This is a genomic window from Thermoplasmata archaeon, assembly GCA_035632695.1.
In the GTDB taxonomy this organism is placed as follows: domain Archaea; phylum Thermoplasmatota; class Thermoplasmata; order RBG-16-68-12; family RBG-16-68-12; genus RBG-16-68-12.
The window spans coordinates 1-25,755 of the sequence record DASQGG010000030.1 but is presented as its reverse complement, the minus strand read 5'-3'; the positions used below and the strand labels follow the sequence as shown (position 1 = coordinate 25,755).

The window sequence follows — 25,755 nt, the reverse complement described above, 5'->3', positions numbered from 1 at the left end:
ATGATGGCGTGCAAGCAGTACTCCGAGATCGGCGTTGAACGCTCGCTTTTCTACAAGCGGCAGAAGGCGGAACTCGTGGATCGGATCACGGACGACGAGACGATCAAGGCGGCGATCACGACCCCGCCGGGCGACACGCGCGCGAAACTCCGTCGGGAACTATGCGACACCTTCAATATCGAGATGATTGATTGGTCTGTGCTGGTCGTGAACGACGGGACCCGGCGGCGTATCGATCTTCCCGATCCGTACGCCACGAAGCTGGAGGCGACCTATGCCACTGCAGGTTGAGGAGAAGCCCAAGAAGCGGAAGAAGCAGGAGAAGAAGCTGGAGTTTGAGGCAGGAAAGGTCTTCACCCCGGGTGAAGCGAAGGAAGAGGACTTCGAACTCGACCTTGATTCGGCCAGGTACAAAGCATCGAAAGGTCAGGGCGGAGACCGCAGGGCATAACATTCCACGATATTTCAGCCGATGGTCTTGTTAGTCGCCCGAGGCGCCCTCCGCTCGCCCTCGGGTTTCGTCAATCGCCGTCCGGGTTCCCGTGCGTGCGCCGCATCTCCGCGAGTTGGTCCGCCTCCGGATCGCCTCTCTCGGACCCCCGGCCCACAACCCTTTATCCCCCATGCGTGGTTCCGGGCGTCCGTCCATGGCCACCCACGTGGACTCCCTTGAGAACGGCCTCAAGGTGATCCTCCGCCCCATCCCGGACACGAAGGCCCTCTCCTGCTGGGTCACGTACCGCGTGGGCTCGCGGAACGAGGTCCCCGGGATCACGGGCTCGACGCACTGGGTCGAGCACATGCTTTTCAAGGGCGGCGGGAAGCTCAAGAAGGGCCAGATCGACCGCCTGATCAGCCGCCTCGGCGGCAAGATGAACGCGTTCACGGACACGGACTTCACCACATACTTCGAGACGATCCCAGCGTCCGAGATGGACACGGCCCTCATGATCGAGTCGGAGCGCATGCGGAACGCCGCGTTCGACCCCAAGGAGGTCGAGGCGGAACGGACCGTGGTCATCAGCGAGCGGGAGGGCGCAGAGAACCAGCCCGAGTTCCTCACCGAGGAGGAGCTGTGGGGTCTCGCCTTCCAGATCCACCCCTACCACTGGACCGCGATCGGATACAAGCAGGACCTCGCGCGGCTGGACCGCGACCCCCTGTATCAGCACTACCTGCGGTACTATGCGCCGAACAACGCGTTCCTCGTCTTGGTCGGCGGCTTCGACCCCGCGGTGGCCATGCAACACATCCGGGAGGGCTTCGCGCCCTTGAAGCCGGAGCCCGCTCCGCCGCCCATGCCGCTCCTGGAACCCGAGCAGCACGGGGAACGGCGGAGCGACCTTGAGCGCCCGGGGGCCACGGACCTCCTCGCGGTGGGATGGCACATCCCGCCGTTCGTCCACGAGGACACCCCCGCAATCATGGTCCTCACGACGATCCTGGGCGGCTGGCACGGGTTCACGCCCTTTGCCGCGGGCGAGTGGCGCTCCCGCTCCAACCGTCTGTTCCATGCGCTCGTGGAGGCGAAGCTCGCCACGGACGTCGGCGTGCGCCACGAGCTGAAGCTCGATCCCGCCCTCCTCGTCGCGAGCGCGACCCTCGCGGGCCAGGTCTCCCTGGATCGCGTCGAGGCGATCCTCGACCGGGAGGTCGAGCGCATCCGGAAGACCCCGCCCACGAAGGCCGAGATGGATCGAGCCAAACGTCAGATCCGGTCCTGGTACCGCTACGAGCACGACGGCGTGACGTACCAAGGGACGCTCCTCAGCACGCTCGAAGCCCTCGCGGGATGGGACGCAGGCGAAGCGATCTTGGCCAAGGTCGACCGCCTGCGAGCGGAGCAGGTGCGGGAGGTCGCGCGCCGGTACCTCCACGAGGAACGCCGGAGCGTCGTCCGGTTCCACGCCCAGGAGGCGCCCGCGTGACCCTCCCGGATCGCGCGGTCCTCGACAACGGCGCCGTGGTCATCTCGCAGCCCCTGCCTTCCAACCCGTTCATCGCCTTCCGCGGCAGCGTCCCCGCGGGCACGGCCTCCGAGGGGACCGAGTTCGGGGTCGCCGAGTTCGCCTCGCGCCTCATGCTCGGCGGCACGCGGCGGACCTCCGCCGCGAAGCTCTCGGACCGCCTCGAAGGGATCGGGGCGACGCTCGAGTTCCACAACTCCCAGGAGCTCCTCATCTTCTCCGGGCGCTGCACCCGCGAGACCGTCGCGGAGACCGTGCGCATCCTTGTGGAGTGCCTGTCCCAGCCCGCCTTCCCGGGCAAGGAGGTGGAACGGGTCCGCGGCGAGTTGCTGAACGACCTCCGTATCGAGGAGGACGACACGCGCCAGCGGGCCTACCGCGAGCTCCTGCGCATCGTCTTCCCGAAGGACCATCCCTACGGACGGGATCCGAAGGGCGGCGAGTCGCGCATCCGACGGATCCCGCGCGGGGATCTCGTCGCCTTCCACGAGGAGCACGTAGGCCCGGACGGGCTCATCGTCGCGGTCACAGGGGACGTCGACCGGCAGCTCGTGGAGACCGCGGTGGCCACGCCGCTGGCCAAGTTCCGGGGCGAGGCCGCGCCCGTGCGCGCACCGCCACCGCCCCCGTACAAGCCCCGCAACCTGTCGATTCCGATGCCCCACAAGTCCCAGGCGGACATCGTCGTCGGAGCCCCCGCGATCTCGCGACGCCACGAGGAGTACTACCCGCTCCTCCTGGCGAACCTGCTCTTCGGCCGCATCGGGCTGTTCGGCCGGCTCGGGACGAACCTCCGGGACGAGATGGGCCTCGCGTACTACGCGTACAGCAGCCTGGACGCCCGTCGAGGGGGAGGCATGTGGTCCATCAACGTGGGCGTGAACCCGTCAAACCTCACGCGGGCCGTCGAGGGCGTCCGGCACGAGATGGATCGCCTCAGGACGGAGCCGTTCCCGTCGGGCGAGATCGAGGACGGGAAGCGGAACCAGGTGGGCTCCCTGGTCGTCTCCCTCGAACGGAACGCGGAGGTCGCGTCCGAGCTCCACCGCATGGAGTACTACGGCCTCGGGATGGACTTCCTGGAACGCTACGCCGAGATCATCGAGGCGGTCCCCGACGAGGCCGTCCGGGCCTCCGCGGTCAAGTACTTTGATCCGACGCAGAGCTCCTTGGTCCTCGCGGGTCCCGTGGGTCGCGCACGACTTGCCCTGTGACCCTCCACCGCCGCGCCGCGACGACGCGAGAGCCTCAGCGGTACGTTCTCACCTTTTATATCGGCACGCAACGTAACGGACACCGCCCGCCGGGAGGATGGAGGAGCCCCTACGGGTTCCCACGCCGCCCGGGCGCGGGGGACGGTCCATGGAGCGACTCGTTCGAGTCTCGTTGCTAGCGCTGCTGGTCGGGTTCCTGATGGCCTCACCGCTGTTCGTGGCCGCGCCCACGGTGGCGCCCGTCGGCCCGGCGGTCGCTGGGACGGTGTACGCGTCCGCCTCCCCGGTGGTCTTCGGGCCCGAGACGCCGGCCAACGGCAGCCTCCTGGGACTCGCGAACCCGGTTTCCATGATCATCCTGCCGTATCGGGACGTGGCGCCCAATGCGACCGTCGTGGCCGTCGACTTCCACCTGGACGAGATGAACCTGACGAGCGCGGGCTCGTTCAACGACACGGTGTTCACCTTGCTCGTGGGGTTCGCCCTCCGCAACGGCCCGCACTACGCGAACTTTGTGCTGGTGGACAGCGCCCGCAACATCGCGTACCACAACTGGACCTTCACGGTGGACACGATCCCGCCCGTCCTCATCGTGACCTCGCCGGCGTACCCCGCCGTTCCCGTCTCCGCGATCCCCGTCCAGGGCACCGCGTTCCCCGCCATGGCGGCCGCGGATCCCGTGACGATCGGCGTCACGGCCTTGCCCTCCCACGTCTCCCTGGCGGTGTTCGCGAACAACGCAACGGGCGCCTTCAACCTCCTGATGCCGCTCTCCGAGGGCACGAACGTACTGTTCATCAACGCGACGGACGCCGCGGGCAACCTCGTGTCCGAGATCAAGACAATCCTGAGCGATACGATCAAGCCAGCCCTGACCGTCGTGACGCCGCTCAACCGGTCCGTCTCTCCCACGAGCATCGTCCGGGTGGCGGGGATCTCGGAGTTCGGCGCATACCTCACCGTGAACGGGTTCAGCGTCGTGGTTGCGCCCAACGGGACCTGGGGCGTGAACCTCGCTCTGCCGGACGGGGTCAACGTCATCCAGGTCGCGGCGGTGGACCAGGTCGGGAACCTGAACTATGCGGTTGTCGTGGTCTTCGTGGACTCGGACATCCCGCGGATCACGCTCACGGCGCCGCTGCCCGCCCTCACGAACCGGAGCACGATCGACCTCTCCGGCACGGTGAACGACACGAAGACCGTGGCGCTCTTCATCCGGTACAATCAGAACCTGCGGTCGCTGACCTTCGACCCGACCACGGGGTACTTCGCCACGCAGCTCGCGGGGCTCCCGGACGGCACGTACACGATTCAGGTCGGGGCGGTCGACGCCGCCCAGCGGACCGCAATCCTGACGTCCACGGTCGTCGTGGACACCACACCGCCCGTTGTACGGCTCTCCCTTCCGCCTGACGGACTGGAGACGAATCAGTCCACCGTTCACCTCGTCGGCACGGTCGACGATCCCTCCGCCTCGGTCCTGGTGAATGCCCAGGTCGTGCGGCCCGATGGGGCGGGAACCTGGGAGACGACCGTCGCCCTGGTCGCGGGGAGCAACACGATTCGGATCGCCGCAGTGGACACGGCCGGGAATCGGGCGGCACCCCTGTTCCTCCACGTCACGTACTACTCACCGTATCCGGGTCTAGCCAATCAGACGGCCACGAACGCGAACAACGCGGAGGCGCTCGCGGGATTCACCCGCCTAGCCCTCGTCGGGGTCGTGGTGCTCGCGCTGGGAGTCGAACTGGTGGTCTACATGAGGATGGACCGGAAAATCCGGGAAACCCGCCGAGCTCTCGCCGCGGTCGTGCAGGCGATGAAGCGGAGGCCTGGGTCCCCAGGGGGCTAGAAGAGGGCCTCGTCCACGATTCGTGCGGCGCCGCCCACTTTGCAGGGGATCGTCCGGATTCCGAGTTCCTCAATCCTCGCCTGCACCTCCGCGCCCTGGCCCGCGAGCGTGTTCACGTAGACCGTCGCGCCGGTGTCGATCGAGAAGAAGGCAGGGATTCCCGCATCGCGCATCTTGCGCACGGCCAGGATCACGCGCAAGGTCTCGGGTTGCCACAGGACCATCTCCGCGGCGCCCGTCATCGTGATGCCGTGGAGCATGAGCGTGTCACGCTCCGCGAGCGCGCAGATCGCGCCGACGTCCCGCTTGCGGATCGCCAGTTCCATCTCCGCGATCAGGCGCGGCATCTCCGCCAGGCGCGCGTGGAATAACGGGGAGGTGAGGGCTTCCCGGTGGGCATCCTCCGTCTGCTTGAATGCCGGGATCAAGGCCACGGTGATGTCCATCTGGAGGTCTTCGCCCGCGAGCTGTACGGAGTAGGAGTCCTCGTCCGCGACGCCCATCTTCCATTTGCTGAACGCGCCCGTCACGGAGCGGCTCGCGGAGCCGGCACCCCGGCGCGCGATTCGGGAGACCTCCTCGAGATTGGCGTGGAGCCCCGCCGCCTCGCAGGCCGCGAGGGCGAGGGCCGCGAAGCCCGAGGCGCTCGCGCCTAATCCGACGTTGGACGGGAAGTCGTTGATGGACGCCATCCGGAACCGCCTCGACACCCCCGCGCGGGCGCGCACCGTGTCGACCACCGCGAGGATGCGGTCCATCTCGTGCCCCGAGATTGCCCGGCCGTCGATGGTCGCGTCATCCCGCGGGAAGTCGCCGAACTCAATCGTGGTCCGGGTGGTCAGCGGTGCCGTGCAGACGCTGATGGAATCGTGGAAGGGCAGCCGCAGGACGGGGTCTGCGAGACCGTGGTACTTGATCAGGCCCTGGATCGGGTGCGCCACCGCAGTGGCCTTCATGGCCGCCACCGCTCCAGGACCGCGAGGAGATCGCGGTGCTCGTGGATCTCCGCGTCCGGCGTCGCGGACGGCCTGCCGGCCCAGGTATGCACCGCATGTTCCGCGGGCGTTCCGGTGTTGAACCACACGGCGCGCATGCCGACACCCTTGGATCCCGTGACGTCCGCGAGGACGTCGTCACCCACGTGGACGACCTGCTCGGGGCGCAGGCCGAGGTGCTCCAAGGCCGCCTCGAAGATCTGCGGCTCGGGCTTGCGGATGCCGATCTCGTCGGAGAACACGCGGTCGTCGAAGAACTTCCCCACGCCCAGGTCGTCCTGGATGGGTCGCAGGAAGCGCCCCCAGGTGCGGCCCGTGTTCGACACGAGACCGATGCGGTATCCCTCGCGCTTGAGGGCGGCCAACGTCGCCCCGACATGGGGGTAGAGGATCGGGAGCTTCGTACGGATTGCCTCGCCGAAGGACGCGGCCAGGGCGTCCCCCAGGTAGGGGTCCGAGCCGTCGAGGTCCGCGAACTCGAGGAAGGCGCGGATCTGTTCCTCCCCGCTCAGGTCCACGTTCCGCGTCCAGTTTTCCGCGAGGAGGTCGGTGTGCCGGTCGTACGCGCGGTAGAGGACGTCGATCTCGACCACGAGCCCGCGGTCCGCGAAGGCCTGCGCGATGCGCTCGACGCGGATGCGCCGCATGTGGGCGTCGAAGTCCGGCCATGGCGTCTCGGCGATTGTATGCCACCAGTCGAACGTCACGCCCCGGATCATGATTTCTCCTTACACGTCGAAGATGACCTCGGCGACCCCCCTCTCGAGGTCGACGGACAGCCGGTGGTAGGTCACGGCCTTGACCGCGAGCTTGAGCCCGTGCCGCCGCCGGTCGATAGCCTCGCCCCACGCGCGCGCGTGTAAGGAGGTGCCGCGAACTCGGACCTGGAACCTGCAGAACAGCAGGTGCTCCGTCTCGTGGAGGAAGAGGAGCTCGGAGAGCCAGGCCACGAGCAGGCTCGGCAGGTCCTGGGCGGCAAGCCGGATCTCCAGTTCGCCCGTGGGCTTCACCTTCGTGATGTCGGCGATCAAGTTGAACATGCCCTCCGCCGCGCGTGCGAAAAGCGCGGAGGCGGTCTTCCCGAACGCCCGGATGCCCACGTCCGCGGTGTGCTCGATTTCCTCGTACCGCACGAGGGAGCCAAAGGCCCCCACGATATCAAGTATTCCTCGCCCGAGGTCCGTGAGCTCAGATGCCGCGCTCCTTGCCGGGCCAGAGGAACTTGTGGATCTGTGGCTGCAGCCGCACGTCCAGGCGGTCCTCGAGGATCCAGCCCGCGAGCTTCGCGGGCTCCAGCCCCTCTCCGATCCGGTTCGCGGGCATGACCGGGGAGAAGAGGACGTTCTCCGCGCGGATTTCCCGTCGCTGCACGACGTCCCGCGCGAACTCGTAGTCGGCGCGGTCCAGGATGACGAACTTGACCTCGTCGAACGCGCGCAGGAGTTGCAGGTTCTCGAAGGCCCTCTTCGCGACCATGGCCGACCCGGGGCATTTGATGTCCATGATGTAGCGCACGCGGCCGTCGCCGCGGCGCTCCGAGACGGCGCGGTCGAAGGGTGCCAGGTCCACCTCCCCGTCCGTCTCCATGGAGTGCACGAAGTGCGGCGGCAGGCCCTCGATGGCCTTGGCGACGGACCGCCACTGGAGCAGGGGTTCTCCCCCGGTCCAGCAGACGTGGCTGATCCCACGCCGGTGCCCGCCGCCCGCCGCGGTCAGCTCCCGCAGACGGGACACAAGCTCCGCGACCTCCACCTCCCGGTAGTCGCCGCCCTCCACGGCGTACACGGAGTCGCACCACGAGCAGCGGAGGTTGCAGGAGTACAGGCGCACGAAGACGGTCGGGGTGCCGACCAGACTGCTTTCCCCCTGGATCGAGGCGTAGCACTCGGTGAGGAGGAAGGTCTCCCCGGGGCGGTTGCCGACGACGGTCTCGTGGTGCACGGTTGCGTCGGATATGGCGGTCCCGCTACTAATTAAGGATTCGTCGTTCGCGGGCGGCGCGCGTAGGGCAGCGGATCCTTGACGCCCGCCTCGCGGAAACCTTTGAGACGCAGCTGGCAGGAGTCGCAGACCCCGCACGCCTTCTCCTCGCCCCGGTAGCAGGACCAGGTGAGGGCCCACGGCACGCCGAGCTCCTCCCCCCTCCGGACGATGTCCGCCTTGGACATCGCAATGAGGGGCGTGCGAATCTCGATGACGTCGCCCTCGACGCCCCGCTTCGTCCCGAGGCGCGCGACCTCCTGAAAGGCCCGATAGAATTCGGGGCGGCAGTCCGGATATCCGCTGAAGTCGATCTGGTTCGCCGCGATGTAGATGCCCTTCGCCCCGACGGTCTCCGCGAGGCCGAGGGCATAGCTCAGGAGGATCGTGTTCCGCGCGGGCACGTACGTGGGCGGGATGCCTTGGCCGATCTCCTCGAGGCGGCGCTGCTCGGGGATCGGGATCCGTTTGTCCGTGAGCGCGGAACCGCCGATGGCCGTGAAGTCGAGGCTCACGAGTCGGTGGTCGCGCACGCCAAAATGCTTGGCGACCTTCCGGGCGGCCTCCAGCTCCTTGCGGTGCCGCTGCCCGTAGTCCACGCTCAGGGCCGTGACCTCGAAGCCGTCCTGGAGGGCGATTGCCAGGGCCGTGGCGGAATCCATGCCGCCGCTGAGGAGGACGACTGCGCGTAGGGTCATTGGCGGCGGATACGCGAGGCAGGTAAAGGGGATTTCGGGACGGGGTCAGCGGCTCCGTGCGAGGCGCGGGCCCATGCGTCGCAAGTACCCCTGGAGCATGCGTCGCGTCGCATCGTCCCATCGCTCGGCCGCGGAGATGCCACGGGCGGCGGCCTCGATGAGGTCGACCGCAGTGGCCAGGTCCTTCACCGCCACGATCTCGGGTTCGAGGCGGTTCCGCGGTCCCTGGTTGTGGTAGTTCGCGAGGGGGATCGCCACGCCCGTGGCCCTCCAACCGAACAGGCCCCAAGGCGTGGCCTCGCACGTGCCGCCCGACATGAGCCACCGCTGGACCGGCTTGGATTTCGGGAGCTTCGATCGCGCGGCGAGGAGGAGGCTCTCCGCATGGGGGTCGAACGTCTTGCGACGGTCGCCCACGCGGATGACGGGGCCGCCTCCAATCTCGACCCCGGGGATGGCCTTGCTCGCTTCCACGTTGACGATGATGGCGTTCCGCGGTATCTCCTCGTCCTGGATGGCGCCCAGGGTGCCCACAAAGCCCTCCTCTTCGGCCCGGGTCAGGAGCGCATGGAGGTTCATGCGGCGGTCGCGGCAAGCGCGGCCAATCGCCGCGAGGGACACGGAGGATCCCGCGAGGTCGTCGAGCTGCCGCGCATGGACGAGTCCCGATCGGATCCCGAAATCCTCCAGCTCGAAGACGCCCAAGTCCTGACGCCGCAGCCGGTCCACGTCGGGGGAGGGTGCGAGCCGGAACCGGTACGACCTCCTGGAATAACGCTGGACCCGAGCGACGATGGGTTCGCCATCGTGGTAGAAGCGCAGGCGCGTCCCGCGACGGAAGTACGCCGGAGCGAGTCCGCCGAGGAGCACGGCCTCCCGTCGCCCGACGATCTCGGCCCCTGGGTGGTCCAAGTGAGCGACGAGCCAGATCGGAGGTCCCGTGCGGTGGCCCGGAGGTGAAATCCGGAGGTTGCCGTAGCGGTCCCGGCGCACGACGGCTCCAAAGCCCTTGGCAACCGCCGTGGCCTCCGCGGCCACGCGCTCCTCGTGGAAGGAAGTCGTCGGGTGACGCGCGAGGCCCTCGAGGATGCGAACCACCGGCAGGCTGCGTGGCATGGGTCGGGGGATGCTCGACCTCCGTAATCCGTTTTCTGCCGATCGCGAGCCCTCCCGTACAGTCAAGTAACCATAACGGGTTGGAGGTCCCCATGCAGATTGGATGTGGCGTCTACGCGCACTCGGTCCGAGGCCGTTCCTACCTGTACTTCTGGCACTACGAAACCGAGAAGGGCCGGCGCCGGCAGGCGAAGGAGTACCTCGGCGCCGCCGACCTCAAGATAGTCCGGGACGAGGCCGCGCGACGCGTGGACGACTACTTTCGGGAGGCCCGGCGGGAGCTGGAGCGACTCCGGAGGGAGACACTCGCATCGATCGCCTCTCGGAGGGCCGTGCGGTCGACGTAGGCGTCCGGGCGAAATCAACCTTAAACAAGGTTGACGGGCCGAGGGCACAACAAGAACCTGCCCTACGGTTTCCCTACTGCGCGCGGATTTCGTCGAAGGCGTAGTCCTTGGCCTTCCGCTCGCCTAGGACGATCTCGAACTCCTGGGGCGTGAGCATGGGTTGCTTGTACTCGAGGACGTCTTCAATCGCGATCCGCGGGCACGCCGTGTTCACCCAGGCGTCGACGAGGTAACCTTCGAGGAAGTCCGGGGAGACGAGGTCCATGAGGAAGATGCGGGCGCCGCGGCCGTGCTTCTCGGCGAGCGCCTTCAAGTCACGGGCCATCTCCATGCGGACCTGGCCGATCTTCCGCGAGACGATGATCCCGAACTCCTTCGCGTCCTGCGCTCGCGCGATCGCGGCCCATCGCTGCCGGAGGACCCGATCCTTCAGATCCGATAGGCTGCGCGCGCTCCCCCGCTCCGGGTCCGCGATGACGATCGGCTTGTCCGTGAGGAAGGCGACGCCGAGGGGATGGAACTCCCCCGTCCCGATGTACAGGTACCCGTCCACATCGCTCGCGACGACCTCCGCGGTATGGTAGTCGCAGCCCAGGAGCTGCCCCGCGTACGCGACGCGCCGGTCCGGCTCGCCGATATGCACCTCGTGGCCCGACCTCTCCAGGTGCTCTTTGATCTGGGGCAGCCAGCCGCGGAACTGGGTCGTCGTGAGGAGACCGATGCGCTTCGGGAGCATGGGCTCCGCGGCATCGACGAAGGCCATGGAGGTGAGCGGCGGTCCCGGCAGATCGTAGAAGAACACGCGGTTGTACCGCAGGTGCGGCATGGGCGCGTGGCCCAGGTGGACGATGAGATCCACGGGCATGTCCGCAATGTCGCACGCGCCGAAGGAAGGGTCTGCGGATACGAGGCAGGTGACGCCCGCCTGGTCCTCGAGGTCCCGGGCGAGCTCCACGGCCTTGGTCCTGAGGCCGACGGGGAACTGGAGTCCGACGGTCTTCGCGTTGCGGCCGCGGATCACCTCGAGCAGCCGCACGGTCTCGTCCATGCGTCCCTAGCCAGCGACGGAGTGCGAGAAAAACTTGCGCCCGCCCTCACCCGAGGTGCCTTCCTTCGCGAAGGGACGTGCGGAGCGTTCGGCCTTCCGTGAACCGTCCCACGGGGGAGCGGCCCTAGCCGGCTCCGCCGCCCCCACCGCCTCCCCCGCCCGCGCCTCCGGCGCCCACGGCCCCGCCTCCGGAGGGACCGACTCCTCCCGAGAACACGCCGAAGGTCGCCGCCAGCGATCCCGCGAACGCCCCGAAATCCGCCGCCAGGAGCGCATGCAGGTCGACCAGGGGCATGCGCGCGGTCCCTCCGTGGCCCCGTCCGGGTTCTGGATAGAGGACGATGGCCGGGTAGGACGCATACCAGGACGCCTCGTAGGGGAAGCCACGGAGGTCCAGGGCGAGCTGCTTCAACCACCTGGGCACGTCCGTATGGGGGAGGAGTGGGACAAACGCCATGAACGCATCGAGCGTGGCCACCGCTTCGCCGGGATTCGTCTTCTTGGCTCGCTCTACGTGCACCTTGAGTGCATTCATAAAGCCGAGCCAACGGGACCGTTCCTCTGCGCCGCGATCCGACCACCGTGGCATGTAGATCCCGATGATCCCGATGGGAACAGCGGCCATTGCGAGGCCGACCAGAGGTCCTCGGAGGCTGAAGTAGTCCGGGAACCAGATGCCCGCGCCTGCAAGGACCAGTCCCGTGAACATCACGAGAGCGGCCGCCTGGGCGTACCGATTCCGGATCGCCGTAGGGCTCTTCGTCACAAGGCCTCGTTGGAGCATCCGGTCCTCGATTCTCCGCCCGAAGCCGACGAACTCCGTGCGCAGGACCGTGAGCCGGTCCACGTCCGTTCGTGCGAGCGCCTGCAGAAGCACGTGCTCGGGTTCGATGAGATCTGCGTACTCGCCCGGTTCGCCCAGACCCGCGGCTCGACCCTTCTCCGTGAGGTCCAGAGGGCTCGCGGTTCGCCGAGCTCGCCAGCCGACCGGTGCACCGTACAAGATGAGGTAGCCTCGTTGGGCGAGATCAATCAAGGCGGCGAACATGCACGCCACGTCGAACAACTGTCGCCGGAGATACCCAACCTCGGCGGGCCTCAGGTCCGAGGGAACCTGCAGGGGTGGGTTGACGCCCCGAGTCCTGGGTCTCGCGTCCCTGCCCTTCACGAACCAGAGGACGAACATCGCGAACAGGATGGCGGCGAACACGCACACCCCTGTGCTGATCGGGGAGTCGCGGGCGATTCGAAGCAGATCGGGGCGCGCGTCGACGACCTTCGGGAAGTCCACGATGACCCGGTAGCCCGTATTCGCCGGCAGGATGCCGACTGCGAATAACACGGCGGTTCGGTTGTTGACGCGGAGCACAGTGCTCGGCAGAGGCGAGAACGCCAGGGCCGTCACGTTGTCGACTCCCGAAGGCAGCAGGAGCCGGACGGAGGCGTTGTCGATCGGGACGTTCCATCCTGTACCGACTGCGAGCCAGTCGACTCGGTTTCGGGCGGCGGCGGGTTGAAGGAGGGCCCCCGTCACCGTGTAGGTGAGCACGAACCTTCGTTCGGCCGGCGCGGTGACGGCGGGGTAGGCCCAACGGAGGTGGTACTCCCCGCTCCCCTCCCACTGAAATCGGACCTGCAAACCCAGAACGTTCCCGGATTCATCGGTGACCGAGACGTTCGTGAGTTCGTCGAATGACGACCACGGGATGTCTCGGTATGCATAGGAGAACGTACCGACGTCGAAGTGGAACCCCATGGATTCGGTGATCTGGATCGACCCGTCGCGCTGGGCATCCAGGGTCACGGACAGGGCGGTCAGATGGTAGGACTGGGGAGCGGCCGTGGCCATCGAAGGGAAGCAGCCTAGAGCAACGGCGGCGAATAGACCCAGACTCAAAACGGTGACGGCACGGCGTTCCGTTCTCTCCGAAAGCATCCACTCGGGGTCTCATGCGCCGCCAGGAGCTTGAAGATTCGTTACGGTCATGGTCGTATGCGAATATACCATCCACGGACTGCGCACCGGGACGCCGGGGTGCGGGGCGCTTCGCGGACGGAGGAGCGATCACTTCTTGGGTTTCTCGCGCTCGACGACGATCCGCCAGGGGGTCGGCAGCTTGACGCCTCCCTTGCGGAGGGCGATCTTCGCGTCCGCCACGTGCTCCTCGGTCGTCTCGAGGGTGAAAATCTTCGTGCCCGGGTGGACGCGCGCCGCGGTGCCGACGGGCTGCCCGAACGCGGCCCGCATCCCTTCCGAAATACGGTCGGCGCCTGCGCCTGTGGCGATCTTGTTCTCCCGCAGGACGTTGTGGGGATAGACGCGGAGCTTCAGGTGGTATGCGTTCCCTGCCTTCTTCGCGATGTACCGGTTCAGGGACACGCGTGCGGCTTCGAGGGCGATGTGGCGGATCTGGCACTGCTCCTCCGCGACGAGGTGCAGCCGCACGGGGAAGTGGGTGCGCAGGTCCCCGATGTCGAACTGGCTGATCCGGATCGCAGGGACGCCGCCGATGTACATCCGCTGGCTGTAGGCTTGTCCGCGGATCTCGCGGTACATGCTCCCGGGCTTGCGCGTCATGGGTGGGGCCGCTCCAAAGTTGGGGCTCTATATAATCCTTCGGGCACGCTCACCGTGACGGCCGGATTCGGACCGCCTCGGGCGCGCGAGTCGTCTTCCTCGCCTCGTCCCGCTTCCACACGGCACGGGCGTGCCAAGTCGCGCGATCAGGACGACGAGGCAGACGCTCGGGCTCGCTGCGGCGGGCCCAAGAGCCGGCGGCAAATGCCCACGGTCCCCGTCACGACCGCGTCGATGCAGGCAGTCGCGAGGACGAGCATGGAGTCCGTGTGCTTCGACGGGTCCACAAACCAGAGCCAGGTCGCGGCGAGCGGCATGCGGTCTCCCTCGGCTACCGGCTATCCTGGGAAGCCCCGGAGAGTGGGAAAGATTAAGTGACCCGGCTCAGGTGGCCGCAGGACCATGCTCCTCGTGAAATTGGGCGGCAGCGTCCTCACGGACAAGACGCGCCTCCGCACGCCGCGCAAGAGCGCGATCGCCCGGCTGACCAAGGAGCTGACCGGGCTTGGGGATGACCTCGTCGTGGTCCACGGCGCGGGCTCCTTTGGCCACATGCTGGCGCGCAAGTACGCGCTGAACGGTCCTGCCGCACGGACCAAGGCAAGGGGTGCCTCGGTCGTCCAGCGGGACGTTCGCACGCTTGATGGGTTCGTGGTGGACGGCCTCATGAAGGCGGGCCTCGCCCCCGTCGTCCTGCCGCCCTCCGCGATTCTGGGCCTCGACGAGGGCCGGGTGGCCTCGTTCGACGTGGAACCGTTCCGCGAGTACGTCCACGAGGGATTCACCCCCGTGACCTTCGGGGACGTGGTCCGAGATCGTACCCGAGGCGTTGCCGTGTGTTCCGGGGACGTGGTCATGCTCGAGCTCGCGAGGGCGTTCCACCCCCGATGCGCGGTCTTCGCCGCGGACGTCGACGGCCTCTTCACCGCGGATCCCAAGGACTCCAAGGACGCGCGCCTCCTCCTGTCCGTTTCCGAGACGGAACTGCCGCTCATCGACTTCGGCCCCGCGAAGGGGGCGGACGTCACGGGCGGCATGGAAGCGAAAGTCCATCGGATGCTCGAGATCGCATCCCACGCGGATGAGACGCTCATCGTGAACGGCAACGTCAAGAACCGGGTCCGGGATGCCCTGCGCGGCCGGATTGTCGTGGGCACCCGCGTCGTCGGAGGCCGCTGAGATGGCAGAACCGTCCAAGACGGAGCAGCGGAAGGCGGAGCACGTCAACATCATCCTGACCGAGGACGTGTCCGCGGGCTACGACTACTGGGGCGACGTCCACCTGCTCCACAACGCGCTCCCGGAGATCGACCTGGACGACATCGACCTCTCGATCAAGTTCTTCGGCAAGCGGCTCGAGGCGCCTCTGCTCATCTCGTCCATGACGGGCGGGTTCGGCATGGGCGGGGAGATCAATGCGAACCTGGCCAAGGCCGCCGCGGAGGTCGGCGTCGCCATGGGCGTCGGCTCCCAGCGCGCCGCGATTGAGAAGCCGGAGCTCGAGCCCACGTACGCGGTCGTCAAGGACCACGACGTGCCTCTCCGGTTCGCGAACCTGGGTGCGCCCCAGCTCATCCCCCAAGCGGACAAGCGCGCGTACGGCGTGGCCGACGCGAAGAAGGCCATGGACATGATCGGCGCGGACGCACTCATCGTCCACCTGAACTTCCTCCAGGAGGTCGTGCAGCCCGAGGGCGACCGAAGGGCCAAGGGCTGCCTGTCCGCCATCAAGAACCTCGCGGGCCGTTTTCCCGTCATGGCGAAGGAGACGGGCGCGGGCATCTCCCGCGACGTGGCGAAGGCGCTCAAGAAGACCGGCGTCAAGGCGATCGATGTCGGCGGTCTGGGCGGCACGTCTTTCTCCGCCGTGGAGCACTATCGTGCGCGCAAGGAGGCCTCGTCCCTGAAGGAGCGTCTGGGCGCGACGTTTTGGGACTGGGGAATCCCGACGCCCGCCTCCATCGTCCTGGCCAACGTGGGCCTTCCCTTGGTGGCCACGGGCGGCATCCGGAGTGGGCTCGATGCGGCGAAGGGCATCGCCCTCGGCGCGACCGCGGCGGGCATGGCGAAGCCCATGCTGGAGGCCGCGAAGACTTCCTCGGATGCCGTGGTCGCGGAGCTCCGGGCCATCATCGAGGAGCTTAAGGCGGCCATGTTCCTCATCGGGGCCCCGAGCGTCGCGGAACTGCAGGAGCGGCACGCGATCATCAACGCCCCCACGGCGACCTGGATTGAACTCGCGGAGGGGGTGTGATCCGGATGGCCGAGATTCCGAATCCCGAGATCGAGCGTCTCGAGCGCCTCCTCAGGCCGTACCGGGACGCCTCGAACGCCTACCTGCAGACGATGTGGGAGGAGTTCCTCGCAGCCCACCCGGTCGGACCGTACCCGTCGACGAAGACCATGTCCCGCAACGCCCGCCTGTTCCTCGCCGGGAAGCGGTACCGCTACGCAATCGCCCTCGCGGGCTATCGTCTCTTGACCGGGGAGCTCCCCTCGGTCGCCCTGGAGCGCGCCGCCTGCTGGCTCGAATGGTACCACCTGTACACCCTCTTCCTCGACGACATCATGGACGAGGACGAGCGGCGGCGCACGCTCCCGAGCGCCTGGTCCTCGAACGCGGCCCTGTACCGCCGCTCGGACGCGGACCGCCCGGCGACTATCTTCCGCACGCGCCGCCACCGGTACGCGGCGTCCCAGGCGATCCTCGACGCCCTGCGCATCCGGTCCCTTGCCGAACGCGCGATCGAGAGTCCGAAGGGCCTGGACCCGGCCGTCCGACTCGGACTTCTCACCGAGCTCACCGAGGTGGACCTCGTCGTGAGCGACGGCCAGGGGCTCGACATCGACTTCGAAGGACTCCGGACAATCCCCGAGGAGGACTACGTCCGGATGAGCGAGGCGAAAACCGCACGGCTCTACCTGGGGGCAGCCGCCACGGCGGCGATTGCTGCGGGCATGGCGGTGGAGGTTCGCGAGTCCCTCCAGGAGTACGCGCTCATGTTCGCGGTGGCCTTCCAGGATCGGGACGACCTCCTCGGCGCCGGCGTCGTGCCCTCGGAGATCGGCGGCTCGTCCGAGGGCGACATCCGCCAGGGCAAGCGGACCCGGCTGTACGTCCTCGCGACCCAGACGCTCGTGGGGCGGGACCGCGCGGCGTTCCTCCGGTCCTACGGCCGCGGCCGGGCGACCACGAAGCGGGACATCGAGACCGTGCGCGCCCTCCTCGCCCGCCACGTCCTGCCGGTCGCGGAGGCGCGGATCGAGAAGAACCTCGACCTCGCGCGCAAGGCGCTGGACCACGTGCCCTCCAAGGATCCGCAAGCGCGCGCCCTCCTCGAAGCCCTGCTGGACGCGCAGCGCTCGCGGGTCCGCTAGTCCTCGAGCCCGCGGCCCGTGATCCGGAACACGACCCGGCTGCCCTCTTCCTTGTTCCGGTGCTTCTCGAGGACCGCGGCGCGTTGGCTGGGTCCGACCTTCTCGAACCGGATGATCGTCTTCGCGTTATGGCTGAGCATGTGGCCGCCCAGGGGCATGTACCGCCCCGTGTCGATGTCCGTATACACCTGGGACGTGACCACGACGGGGATGCCCCGCGTCCGGGACACTTTCAGGAGCCGCGCGATCTGCCGCGTCAGGGAGTACCGCTCATCCCGCCGCGTCTCGTCCCGCATCGTGAGGCGGTAGTGCATTGTGATGCTGTCGATCACGATGAGCCCGACCTCCGCATTGCTCTCCGCGATCTTCACGGCCTTCTCGATCAGCGACTCCTGCTCCTCGAAGCTGTACGGCTCCGAGAAGAGGATGTTCTTGGCGACGAGGTCGAAGTCGTCCCCGCAGATCTGTCGCAGGCGGTCCATGGACACGCCCTCCGTGTCGATGTAGATCACCTTGCGGCCCGACCGCACACAATTTCGGGCGAGCTGGAGGCAGAAGTTCGTCTTGCCGCTCCCCGCCTCCCCGTGGAGGAGGGTGATGCACCCCTCTTCGACGCCCCCGCCCAGGAGGTCGTCCAGGGCCCGGCAGCCCAGGGCCACCTTCATCGACGGGGCAAGGGCGGGGCGTCCTTTAAGCCTTCGAGCCGCCGGCCCGGAACCCGGAGACGTACGCTTCGTCCGCGGTCCATACGACCGCGGCGCGACCCGGTTTCGCGCCCGAAGTTCGGACGATCCGTTCCGCCGCGGATTCCGGGTGGGCGACCACGGCCTGACCGTCGGCGTCCAGGCGGATGTCCGCCTCAAACCGCTCCGCGTCCACGCGGCGAAGTCCGCGCAGGTCCTTGGGCTTGTAGCGCCGTCGCTCTCCCGAGCGGAGGTCTCGCAGCTCCACGAAGGGTCGCAGGGAGAGTACCTCGGCGAGTGCGGCCTTGTGGCGCACGACCTCCCCAACCTGGAAGGGCGGGAGTCGCACGAGGGTCGTGACGCGGTAGATTTCCTTCCCTTCGCGCTGCCCGTACAGCTTGGGCGACGTCGACACCGTGCCTCCGAACGCCTCGGAGACTTCCCGCGCGAGCCGCGTCCCGAGCGCGTTCGTGCTCACGTAGAAGTCCACGCCGCCGTGGATCTCCTCCGTGCGGGAGACGAAGCCGCCCCCCTCGTCCCGACGGCGCTCCACGCGCGAGAGGACCAAGGTGCGGATCGCACGAAGCTCCGCGGGCGTCAGGTCGCGGTCCTCCGCGCGCACCTGGAGGATGCCCTCGTAGTATCGGCCGGCCTGCTTCTGGCACGTGTCGCACACGGACGGTTTGATCCGGAGACGGACGTGGAAGTCCTGGACCTGCCGCAAATCCTCGAACCGGCCGGATGCCTTGACCGTGAGGAAGTAGTTGTTTGCGTCCTCCTCGCGGGCCACATGGGTGAAGGCGACGTGCTCGAACGGCGGCAGCATCCGCACCTTCTCGCGGAGGAGTTGGAGGATGGCCTGGTCAAGGTCCACGCGGGACCACCCGGAGCGGAAGTGGAAGGCGCCGCACTGTTGGCACCGCGGCACGTGCAGGTTCGCCGGCGGCTCGACGAGGGGATGCTTCTTCGCGAAGCAGCTGGCGCAGACGCCTTGGTACACGAGCCCCTCGGCCCCGCACTCCACGCAGAACATGGGCGACTTCGTTCGAACGAGTCGGGCGTACTTAAGGGCACGCTCCTCCTAGGATTGGGAGCGATAGCGGCGTCGAAGTCGCTAAGTAGGCGAGAGCGCGTCGCACCCCATCCCATGCCGAAGGCGAAGACGTGGTGGCGCCTCAAGAAGATCCGCCATCGCGACGCGGTCGTCCTCTCCGTGGTCTCGTCCGCGCTCCTCCTGGCCGGACAGGTCCCCTACCAGCAGCAGCTCTACCAGCAATACCTGCTCCCCGTCACGGGCGAGCCGCTCGTCTTCTTCTTCGACACGTCCTTGCTCGTCCTCGCCTACATGAGTTACTTCGCCGGCATCCTCGTGCTTGAAGGGGGGGTCAACTTCCTCTGGGGCCAGGTGGGCCGCGGCCGCTTCCTGGTCTCCCTAGGCGTGGGGCTCAGCCTCATCAGCCTGCTGAAGCAGTTCGCTTTCGCCGTGCTGACGACGGGCTCTCCCTTCGCGGCCGTCACCTACTTCACGACCAGCCTGGCCGGGCTCGGGCTGATCACGGGCTTCGCGACCTACGCGCTCATGCACGAGTATGCCCTCATGCTCAAGAAGCACGCGCGGAACATGTGGCGCCAATGGCGCCGGACCAAGCGCCCCCAGCCCGCGCGCCGACGCACCCGCAGCTCCGCAACCAGTAGGAACTAGAGGGTCACGATCGGGCCCACCCGGGACGGACTACAGGTGGGCGATCGTCCATCCGATCCAGGCGACGAGCGCCAGGGCCGCGATGACGAAGACGACTCCGATCGTCCACTCTCCCGCGGTGGGAGTCTCCGGCGCGGGTGGCGGCGCCTCGGTGTGCGCGGGTTCCGCGTGGGCCGTGTCGTGCATCACGCCGGCGAAGGATCGGGTCCGGAAAAACCTTCGCTGGACGCCGCTCAGCCCATCAGGAGCGCGTACTGGGCGTGGGGCACTCCGTCGATCCAGAGGACGCCCTCGTCGCTCACGTAGCCGCCCTTCTTCGCCGCCTCCACGGTCTCGCGACCCACAAAGTTCCCGATTGTCGCGAGTCTGAGATGGGCGAGGAGCTCCTCCTCCGTCGCACGCTCCCCTTGGTAGAACTTGCCCACTTCGATCTTGAACTTCCCCTCCCGGAACGTCTTCCCGAGGAGGTCCTCGTCCGCCGCGGCGACGAGCGTCTCCTTCCCCTGCGTGTACACCCTCATCCGGATGGGCATGGGTTCCACGCGTACGATGGGCCGCGGGGGTAATAGGCCTTTGTCAGAGCCGCTCCACGAGCTTGTACTTGTTCTTCGCGGGGCTGTAGATGTCCCCTTCCTGGGACCACCGTTTGAGCCATGAGTCCACCTTCGCGGGCGGGATGCCGCGTTCCTGCGCGATGCGGACGATGTCCTCGTAGTCCGCGACGCCTTCGGGGCCGGCGAGCTCGTTGATGATGTCCCGCAGGGAGATGATCTGCTCCCGTTGGCTCTGGCTGATTCCCGTCTGGATGATGTCGATGTCGAACTTCCCTTCCTCGCCCGCGACCTTGCCCATCCAGTACTCCACGATGCGCACCGCGCGGTCCGCGTCGTCGATCGTGACCTCGCTGCTCAACCGCAGGCGGGCGCTCGCTTCGGAGAGGCGGATGATGGCCTCGAGTTGTCGCGGCGTGATGGGGACCGAGGAACCGGCGGCCTCGCCGGTCTTGCGGATGTCGAGGTACTTCTTTTCGATTGCCCCCATGGCCTCGTCCGTCATGATCGGGTAGATGCGCTTCGCGTAGGCCACGTATTTCCGGAGGAAGTCCGGGTTGAAGTGCGGGGTGTAGGGTTCCTCGAGGACATGGGTCTCCGGGGTCGCGAGTCCCGATTCGCGGCGCCGCAGCATCTCGCCCACTTGGTGTCCCTTGAGGACGTGTTCCGCGAGTTCGCGGTCCTTCTCGGCTTGCGGTCGGTCGATCATGGAGAAGATGATGTCGAACCGGCTCAGCAGCGCCGGCGGCAAGTCGATTTGCTCCGAGATGTACTTGTGCTCGTCAAAGCGTCCGAACTTCGGGTTGGCTGCCGCAAGGACGGCGCAGCGGGACTGCAGTACGGCGGTAATGCCCGCCTTCGCCACGCTGATCCTCTGTTGTTCCATCGCTTCATGGATGGCGGAGCGATCCTGAGGGTTCATCTTCTCGATTTCATCGATGCAGTTGTGGACGACCACTCCGTCGCAAACGAAGTTACTCGGGCCGGGGACTCGGAGGTCGTAGACGAATCCGTCGTAGTCCTCGACGCGGACTTCCCTGATGCGGTCTAGTGCGTAGTCGCAGCCCGTCAGGGACCGAAGGCGAATGTGGCTCTCCGGGCCCAGCCAGGGTTTCACGGCCTCCGTGAGCTTCGCGAGGGTTGGCTTGAACGGTCGACGCCGGTTGTGGGAGAGATCGTAGAGTTGGCTCCAATACCTCTTGTCCAGGTGGCGCCATAGCCCCGGTCGGACCCTCGCGAGGATCTCGGCCACAGGCCCACTTGGCGCCTCCTCATGATCGGCGGGTTGAAGGGCTTCTGCCTTGGGAATCTGCTTGATCTTCACCGAGAATGGGGCCATGGCCTCGAGGAGCCGACGTGCATCCGCCCGCGAGCTGACCTGAACGATGAGGACGTTGTGTCCTTGCCGGACCCGAGAAAATACGTCGAATCGCCGGAGGGCATACAGGAGGCGCAGATTCGCCTGCCGTCGGGGCGAGAACATGAACTGGAGTTCCACGCTCTCGTAGGTATTGCCCCCCGACGTAGAGCTCTTGATCGACACACAACCATCCGCGTCCAAGAGGCCTGCGAGGAACCCCCGAAGGGCGTTATCATCGAGACGAAGAAGGTTCGCCAGGTCATTGTCCGTAAGCCAGCGGTACAGGAAGGCGAGGAGATTCGAACCGCGCTGCATGTGATAGGTTCGGCTCTCTGTCGACCGGCCTCGGATTTGCGAGCGCATGATTCGCGAGTGCATCCCCCAACCTTTCGGGGTGACAGCCTTCGTCATCTGGAGCACGCGCTGGATTTGCGGTAGGTGAGCCGCTGACTGGAAGATGCTGACGCTTGAATGTCGGTCGTCAATCTTGACGTGTCCGTCTCCGCACAGGAAGCCGAGCAGGTATCCGAGTTCGGGCGTCAGGGTCGCGATTCTCAACCGCTCCGTGGACTTCCGACGGCCATACGCGAAGGGACGGGTCTTCCAAGTGTCGTACAACCCCAGGTCTCGGAGAAGTCTGCGGAAAGTCTCCGTTCTCAAAGCGCTTCTGCCGTTCAATGCATCGCGTGCAAGTCCATAGGCCCGGTTCGCCGCAGCGAGCGTCGCGAATCGGCGAAGGAGGAGATTGCGCAGCTCGCGCTTCTCCGTGTCCGTGGGCTGTACGATCCAATCCTCGGGCACGAGGTCGAGCAAGGCCAACGGTGTCTGCGATCCGGGAATCCTCTGGCATGCCACGAATCGTGCACGGGGTTTGAGTGCCTGGAGCGGTTTCCACGTGTAGGACTCGCCATCGAGGACGAGGTGGTCAGGGGTCAACCGTACCTCGAAGCCCGAGGACAGCGTGATGCGGTAGATCGGGCCTCGGTATCGCCGCCTCACGACGAACGCTGCCTCGCTCGACATGATTCGCGCCTCCGTCGGGTCGAACGATAGCGTGGGTCGGGCGAGGGGAGACAGTTCGACGGGATGGCCACCGGCAGTGGCGTCAATCGCACGGGAGGCATCGAAAAGATGGTCGATGCGGACAGGACTTCCATCAATGAGGACCTCGGAATCGGGATGGAGGCAGGCGAGCCCCAGGTCGGCGAGGACGAGTGCCCCCGCCTCCAGAGTCCAGCGTCCCTCGCCAAACTCATCCCGCACCGCCGCCGCGGTGTTATGGACCAGGATCCCGTTTGCGACGAACGCATGGGCATCCTTCACCGTCAGATCGTACACCGTGGGCTCCGTCGCGGAGGGTAGAACGCGGACGGTCCGCACGGGCTCCCAGCGAACGTCCGCCGAGGCGAGGATTCGGAGGGATTCGAGACGGGAGGGTACCTTGGCGATTCGAGCGGTGTAAGGGCGGATAGCCGCTTCGATCCTTGCCGCAGCCGTCTCGTCGGATGCAGCGAGTTGCTGAGCGACCCGCTCGAGGACGCGCACTGGAATCGCAGGGGCTCGTCTACTCTTCCGGTAGAACGCATCGTGAACGCGGCCCGGGGGTACTCCGAGGGAACGGGCGAAGCTGACGCCCGTGTGCCCCGCCCGGGCGATCGCCTGAGGGATCGCCTGCCGCAGGTCGCTGGCGATGCGCACCCTCGGGCCGCTGAAGCCCCCCGAGGCGTACACGGAGGAAAGGTTCTCTAACCTCGAGAGAAGGAACTCCCGGGTGGTCGCTTCCGCCCCGCGCTCCACCGCCCGGGCTCCGCCCTCGTGGTCTCCATAGGCCTCTTTCGGGCTCAGGCCCAAGACTCTCCGCACCTCCCGGAGATGGGGACCCGCGCCATGGATGAGGTTGACGTTCGAATGGGGACCGCGTGCCGTCACCTTCGCCAGGGTCTCCCGTTTTCGAGAGTGACCGAATCCGATCTCTTCTCGGAAGCGCACGAGCGAATCGGAATCCCAGACATCGAGGACATGCTGCTCGCGCCGGCTGATGATCGTCTTCCCGTCGATCCGGACGGACTTCCGCCCGGCCACGCGCCGCACGCGCCGGCGTGCATGGATTCCGAACCGCAGGAGTGCCATCTGCACACCCTTAGCCAGCTCCGGGCTCGTCGTGCTCAGGGAGAGGCATGTCCCCCCAGACTCCCGAACGAGGATCGTGCCGTCCGTGTCGTAGAGACCGCGGAGGTAGAGCGCCAAGTTCGTCCGCGGACCGTTGAGGAGGACCGCCGGGAGTTCCATGATGTGGGACTTGGGCGAGGTCGGCACTCCGAGGTGGGCCAGGACCGCTGCGACTAGCGCGCTGTGGAACCGGGACGTCGCGGCCCTCTCAGAACTCTGGGGCGTGAAGTTGAGCGGCACCTGGAAGAGGCTCCGCGTGAGTTCGCGGTAGACCTGGATTAGCCCCTCGTCCGAATTGCTAAATCGGATGGAAAATCCGCCCAGGGCTCCCCTCTCGACACTCCCGTCCCCGGCGATGAGTCCCGTAAAGTAGGCCAGCTCGGGATTCAACGAGACCGGCAAGGAGATGACGTGGCCTCCGGCCTGAGAGAAGGACCGGATTGATTCGGCGACCCGCAGGTCGGGCACGCCTGCGGCACGCGCGGCCACCAGGAACGGGGATAGTGGGATCGCCTGCTTCTCATTCCTCCAAGAGTCGTACAGGGCCGTTTCCGCCAGGAGGAGCCGCGCCGCCGCCTCCCTTAGCGTCCCGTATCTCCGCTTGAGACCTTCGATGACCTCCTCGACCAGGGCGGGAGAGATGTCGACGACGACGCGAGTCATGACGTCTCGGAGGAATTCGAGGACCAAGGGCGCGGGTTGTTCGGGGAAGTCGAGCCGGCTTGCAGTGGCCAAGTGCATCCCGGGCCGGATGAACATCGCCCGAATCCACGATTGTCCCATCGCGTGGTCGACGAGGACCTTCGTCGCCGGGGTAACGGAGAGAGACAGCCCGGAGGCCGTGGAGATTTCAAGCATCGCGGCCGGTGGCTTGAGCCGCCACACCGTCTCGAGTGGTCGCATCGCAGACCGGTGCCGCTCGTCCACGGTGACCACCGCTCCCTTCGCGGCCGCGGTCTCCATCGAGCGTACGCGCTCGGACCTCCCGAAGTAGGGTTGTGAAACGTCCGCGATAGGCCTGACACCACGGTCCGTGACAACGAGGCTTTCCGCGGAAACACAGAGGCCCGCGGCGGTCGCGGCCTTGCCGGTTGCATAGATCCCGCGCGGCGAGAGCCGACTCATGTACGACAGCAGTTCGCTCTTGCCCGTGCCCGGGTCGCCGACCAGGAGCAAGTGGATGTCCCCGCGGATGCGGCGCCCGTCCGGCAGGACCTTCGGGACGCCGCTGAACAACTGGAGGGCTAGCGCCTCCTTCTCCACATACATCCCGTAGAGCGAGGGCGCGATCGAGGCCGTGATCAGGCGGTAGATGTCCGGCGTGGAGCCCGCCTCCCGGATGAGGCGAGCGTCTTCTTCGGTGACCTCGATCTCCTCGAACTCGACCTGCTCCCGTTCGATTGAGTTCACATCGATGAAGATGTCGAACAGGGTGGACTTCGCCCCGGGACGGCCCTTCTGGACGCTCCGGAGCACTCCGTTCATGACCACCCGGTTGCCCGGCGTGATCAGTCCGGTCAGGTCGTCCTCGACGTAGGTCGTGAGTCGCTGCGGTTCCTCGCCGCCCCGTAGTCCCTCGGGCGCCTCCTGGACCTCCAGCTTCTGGGTGTCCAGGTACACCGAGGTCTCTGTGAGCAGTTTGAACTTCGTCGCGCTCGCGGACCGCTTGCACCCACCCTGCTCCTCGTAGCACTCTAGGGGCTCGCGGAAGTTCTGTCCGTCCTGCTCCTCCTTGAGGATCGTCCCACAGCGGAGACACTGGAACAGCGCACCGACCACGCGGGGCCGTACCTCGGTGGACTTCCGCACGAGGCCCTCGACCGAGATGAACTGCCCGAGGTGCTTCGCCCGCAAATCGCGGATCTGGATGCGGCTGTCCCGCGGGAGGGCCTTGACCCGAAGGTGAACCTGGACGAGTTCTTCCCCCGGCGGCACCAAGCGGCGCATCGCCTCCTCGCCCGCGGTCAGGACATTTAGCGGATGGCGCATGAGGAAGATGGCCATGTCCGTGTCGAAGCGGTTCAGCTCTGCGAAGGAAACCTCGAGGCTACGCTCCTCCGGATACCGGTCCGCGACTTGGATGATCCGGGAGAGGTACCCTGCCTCCTCGAAGAACT

Annotated in this window: 25 protein-coding genes; 10 read left to right on the top strand and 15 right to left on the bottom strand. The window is 66.9% G+C overall.

Annotated elements, in window-relative coordinates; translation table 11 throughout:
• The 5 genes from VEY12_02445 to VEY12_02425 all read left to right on the top strand — a co-directional run.
• The coding region (locus VEY12_02445; protein HYM38990.1) for a proteasome accessory factor PafA2 family protein at positions 1-291 on the top strand (291 nt) is incomplete at its 5' end.
• Positions 275-451, top strand: a complete 177-nt coding sequence (locus tag VEY12_02440; protein HYM38989.1) for a hypothetical protein — start codon at positions 275-277, stop codon at positions 449-451. The genes VEY12_02445 and VEY12_02440, both read left to right, overlap by 17 nt.
• A gap of 196 nt (positions 452-647) precedes the next feature.
• Positions 648-1,928: a pitrilysin family protein gene (locus VEY12_02435; protein ID HYM38988.1), complete on the top strand. Its 1,281-nt coding sequence runs from the start codon at positions 648-650 to the stop codon at positions 1,926-1,928.
• A complete protein-coding gene (locus VEY12_02430) occupies positions 1,925-3,181 on the top strand; it encodes a pitrilysin family protein (protein ID HYM38987.1) in 1,257 nt (418 codons plus the stop codon). The genes VEY12_02435 and VEY12_02430 overlap by 4 nt, the downstream gene beginning before the upstream one ends.
• Before the next feature lie 148 nt (positions 3,182-3,329).
• Positions 3,330-5,033: a hypothetical protein gene (locus VEY12_02425; protein ID HYM38986.1), complete on the top strand. Its 1,704-nt coding sequence runs from the start codon at positions 3,330-3,332 to the stop codon at positions 5,031-5,033.
• On the opposite strand, the gene VEY12_02420 is transcribed toward VEY12_02425, so the two are convergent.
• The 6 genes from VEY12_02420 to VEY12_02395 are packed head-to-tail and all read right to left on the bottom strand — an operon-like array spanning position 5,030 to position 9,822.
• On the bottom strand, positions 5,030-5,989 hold the full coding sequence (locus VEY12_02420) for a diphosphomevalonate decarboxylase (GenBank protein ID HYM38985.1): 960 nt from the start codon (positions 5,987-5,989) through the stop codon (positions 5,030-5,032). The two genes, VEY12_02425 and VEY12_02420, sit on opposite strands and share 4 nt — an antisense overlap.
• Positions 5,986-6,747, bottom strand: coding sequence for an HAD family hydrolase (locus VEY12_02415; GenBank protein HYM38984.1), 762 nt, complete (start codon positions 6,745-6,747; stop codon positions 5,986-5,988). Before VEY12_02415 ends, VEY12_02420 begins: the two co-directional genes overlap by 4 nt.
• A gap of 9 nt (positions 6,748-6,756) precedes the next feature.
• Positions 6,757-7,161, bottom strand: coding sequence for an archease (locus VEY12_02410; GenBank protein HYM38983.1), 405 nt, complete (start codon positions 7,159-7,161; stop codon positions 6,757-6,759).
• 55 nt (positions 7,162-7,216) lie between these two features.
• On the bottom strand, positions 7,217-7,969 hold the full coding sequence (locus VEY12_02405; protein ID HYM38982.1) for a radical SAM protein: 753 nt from the start codon (positions 7,967-7,969) through the stop codon (positions 7,217-7,219).
• 32 nt (positions 7,970-8,001) lie between these two features.
• Entirely contained in the window at positions 8,002-8,706 is a 705-nt protein-coding gene (queC, locus tag VEY12_02400; protein HYM38981.1) for a 7-cyano-7-deazaguanine synthase QueC, read from the bottom strand.
• Between the two features lie 45 nt (positions 8,707-8,751).
• Complete coding sequence (locus VEY12_02395; protein HYM38980.1) at positions 8,752-9,822, bottom strand: hypothetical protein; 1,071 nt, start codon at positions 9,820-9,822, stop codon at positions 8,752-8,754.
• A gap of 92 nt (positions 9,823-9,914) precedes the next feature.
• Between VEY12_02395 and VEY12_02390 the strand changes: the two genes are divergently transcribed.
• The gene (locus VEY12_02390; protein ID HYM38979.1) at positions 9,915-10,169 is read left to right on the top strand and encodes a hypothetical protein; all 255 of its coding nucleotides are present in this window, start codon (positions 9,915-9,917) and stop codon (positions 10,167-10,169) included.
• Positions 10,170-10,242: 73 nt separating this feature from the next.
• Here VEY12_02390 and dph2 read toward each other — a convergent pair whose 3' ends face one another.
• The 4 genes from dph2 to VEY12_02370 all read right to left on the bottom strand — a co-directional run bounded on the left by dph2 (position 10,243) and on the right by VEY12_02370 (position 14,112).
• A complete protein-coding gene (gene dph2 / locus VEY12_02385; protein ID HYM38978.1) occupies positions 10,243-11,217 on the bottom strand; it encodes a diphthamide biosynthesis enzyme Dph2 in 975 nt (324 codons plus the stop codon).
• Between the two features lie 124 nt (positions 11,218-11,341).
• Positions 11,342-13,066: a DUF2207 domain-containing protein gene (locus VEY12_02380; protein HYM38977.1), complete on the bottom strand. Its 1,725-nt coding sequence runs from the start codon at positions 13,064-13,066 to the stop codon at positions 11,342-11,344.
• 216 nt (positions 13,067-13,282) lie between these two features.
• On the bottom strand, positions 13,283-13,795 hold the full coding sequence (locus VEY12_02375) for a 50S ribosomal protein L16 (protein ID HYM38976.1): 513 nt from the start codon (positions 13,793-13,795) through the stop codon (positions 13,283-13,285).
• 146 nt (positions 13,796-13,941) lie between these two features.
• Complete coding sequence (locus VEY12_02370; protein HYM38975.1) at positions 13,942-14,112, bottom strand: hypothetical protein; 171 nt, start codon at positions 14,110-14,112, stop codon at positions 13,942-13,944.
• Between the two features lie 85 nt (positions 14,113-14,197).
• Here VEY12_02370 and VEY12_02365 point away from each other — a divergent pair, with 85 nt between their 5' ends.
• The 3 genes from VEY12_02365 to VEY12_02355 are packed head-to-tail and all read left to right on the top strand — an operon-like array spanning position 14,198 to position 17,173.
• Positions 14,198-14,974, top strand: a complete 777-nt coding sequence (locus VEY12_02365) for an isopentenyl phosphate kinase (GenBank protein HYM38974.1) — start codon at positions 14,198-14,200, stop codon at positions 14,972-14,974.
• A 1-nt stretch (position 14,975) separates the two neighbouring features.
• Positions 14,976-16,049 carry a type 2 isopentenyl-diphosphate Delta-isomerase gene (gene fni, locus VEY12_02360; GenBank protein HYM38973.1) on the top strand — a complete coding sequence of 358 codons (1,074 nt, stop codon included), beginning with the start codon at positions 14,976-14,978 and terminating at the stop codon, positions 16,047-16,049.
• Between the two features lie 5 nt (positions 16,050-16,054).
• Complete coding sequence (locus VEY12_02355) at positions 16,055-17,173, top strand: polyprenyl synthetase family protein (GenBank protein HYM38972.1); 1,119 nt, start codon at positions 16,055-16,057, stop codon at positions 17,171-17,173.
• Here the strand turns inward: VEY12_02355 and radB are convergent.
• Together radB and VEY12_02345 are read right to left on the bottom strand one after the other, a co-directional pair.
• A complete protein-coding gene (gene radB, locus VEY12_02350; GenBank protein HYM38971.1) occupies positions 17,170-17,838 on the bottom strand; it encodes a DNA repair and recombination protein RadB in 669 nt (222 codons plus the stop codon). The two genes, VEY12_02355 and radB, sit on opposite strands and share 4 nt — an antisense overlap.
• 25 nt (positions 17,839-17,863) lie before the next feature.
• Positions 17,864-18,889, bottom strand: a complete 1,026-nt coding sequence (locus VEY12_02345) for an NMD3-related protein (protein ID HYM38970.1) — start codon at positions 18,887-18,889, stop codon at positions 17,864-17,866.
• Positions 18,890-19,003: 114 nt separating this feature from the next.
• Between VEY12_02345 and VEY12_02340 the strand changes: the two genes are divergently transcribed.
• On the top strand, positions 19,004-19,558 hold the full coding sequence (locus tag VEY12_02340; GenBank protein ID HYM38969.1) for a hypothetical protein: 555 nt from the start codon (positions 19,004-19,006) through the stop codon (positions 19,556-19,558).
• A 30-nt stretch (positions 19,559-19,588) separates the two neighbouring features.
• Here the strand turns inward: VEY12_02340 and VEY12_02335 are convergent, their stop codons facing one another.
• The 3 genes from VEY12_02335 to VEY12_02325 all read right to left on the bottom strand — a co-directional run.
• Positions 19,589-19,744 carry a hypothetical protein gene (locus VEY12_02335; GenBank protein HYM38968.1) on the bottom strand — a complete coding sequence of 52 codons (156 nt, stop codon included), beginning with the start codon at positions 19,742-19,744 and terminating at the stop codon, positions 19,589-19,591.
• 47 nt (positions 19,745-19,791) lie between these two features.
• Positions 19,792-20,091 carry a DUF424 family protein gene (locus tag VEY12_02330; protein ID HYM38967.1) on the bottom strand — a complete coding sequence of 100 codons (300 nt, stop codon included), beginning with the start codon at positions 20,089-20,091 and terminating at the stop codon, positions 19,792-19,794.
• 43 nt (positions 20,092-20,134) lie between these two features.
• On the bottom strand, positions 20,135-25,755 hold a 5,621-nt coding region (locus VEY12_02325; protein ID HYM38966.1), incomplete at its 5' end, for an LAGLIDADG family homing endonuclease.

Bases quoted from the DNA above. Each gene is read 5' to 3' on its own strand.
- VEY12_02440 (HYM38989.1), top strand. From the start codon at position 275: ATGCCACTGCAGGTTGAGGAGAAGCCCAAGAAGCGGAAGAAGCAGGAG.
- VEY12_02435 (HYM38988.1), top strand. From the start codon at position 648: ATGGCCACCCACGTGGACTCCCTTGAGAACGGCCTCAAGGTGATCCTC.
- VEY12_02425 (HYM38986.1), top strand. From the start codon at position 3,330: ATGGAGCGACTCGTTCGAGTCTCGTTGCTAGCGCTGCTGGTCGGGTTC.
- VEY12_02420 (HYM38985.1), bottom strand. From the start codon at position 5,989: ATGAAGGCCACTGCGGTGGCGCACCCGATCCAGGGCCTGATCAAGTAC.
- VEY12_02415 (HYM38984.1), bottom strand. From the start codon at position 6,747: ATGATCCGGGGCGTGACGTTCGACTGGTGGCATACAATCGCCGAGACG.
- queC (HYM38981.1), bottom strand. From the start codon at position 8,706: ATGACCCTACGCGCAGTCGTCCTCCTCAGCGGCGGCATGGATTCCGCC.
- VEY12_02395 (HYM38980.1), bottom strand. From the start codon at position 9,822: ATGCCACGCAGCCTGCCGGTGGTTCGCATCCTCGAGGGCCTCGCGCGT.
- VEY12_02390 (HYM38979.1), top strand. From the start codon at position 9,915: ATGCAGATTGGATGTGGCGTCTACGCGCACTCGGTCCGAGGCCGTTCC.
- dph2 (HYM38978.1), bottom strand. From the start codon at position 11,217: ATGGACGAGACCGTGCGGCTGCTCGAGGTGATCCGCGGCCGCAACGCG.
- VEY12_02380 (HYM38977.1), bottom strand. From the start codon at position 13,066: ATGGCCACGGCCGCTCCCCAGTCCTACCATCTGACCGCCCTGTCCGTG.
- VEY12_02375 (HYM38976.1), bottom strand. From the start codon at position 13,795: ATGACGCGCAAGCCCGGGAGCATGTACCGCGAGATCCGCGGACAAGCC.
- VEY12_02370 (HYM38975.1), bottom strand. From the start codon at position 14,112: ATGCCGCTCGCCGCGACCTGGCTCTGGTTTGTGGACCCGTCGAAGCAC.
- VEY12_02365 (HYM38974.1), top strand. From the start codon at position 14,198: ATGCTCCTCGTGAAATTGGGCGGCAGCGTCCTCACGGACAAGACGCGC.
- fni (HYM38973.1), top strand. From the start codon at position 14,976: ATGGCAGAACCGTCCAAGACGGAGCAGCGGAAGGCGGAGCACGTCAAC.
- VEY12_02355 (HYM38972.1), top strand. From the start codon at position 16,055: ATGGCCGAGATTCCGAATCCCGAGATCGAGCGTCTCGAGCGCCTCCTC.
- radB (HYM38971.1), bottom strand. From the start codon at position 17,838: ATGAAGGTGGCCCTGGGCTGCCGGGCCCTGGACGACCTCCTGGGCGGG.
- VEY12_02345 (HYM38970.1), bottom strand. From the start codon at position 18,889: ATGTTCTGCGTGGAGTGCGGGGCCGAGGGGCTCGTGTACCAAGGCGTC.
- VEY12_02340 (HYM38969.1), top strand. From the start codon at position 19,004: ATGCCGAAGGCGAAGACGTGGTGGCGCCTCAAGAAGATCCGCCATCGC.
- VEY12_02335 (HYM38968.1), bottom strand. From the start codon at position 19,744: ATGCACGACACGGCCCACGCGGAACCCGCGCACACCGAGGCGCCGCCA.
- VEY12_02330 (HYM38967.1), bottom strand. From the start codon at position 20,091: ATGCCCATCCGGATGAGGGTGTACACGCAGGGGAAGGAGACGCTCGTC.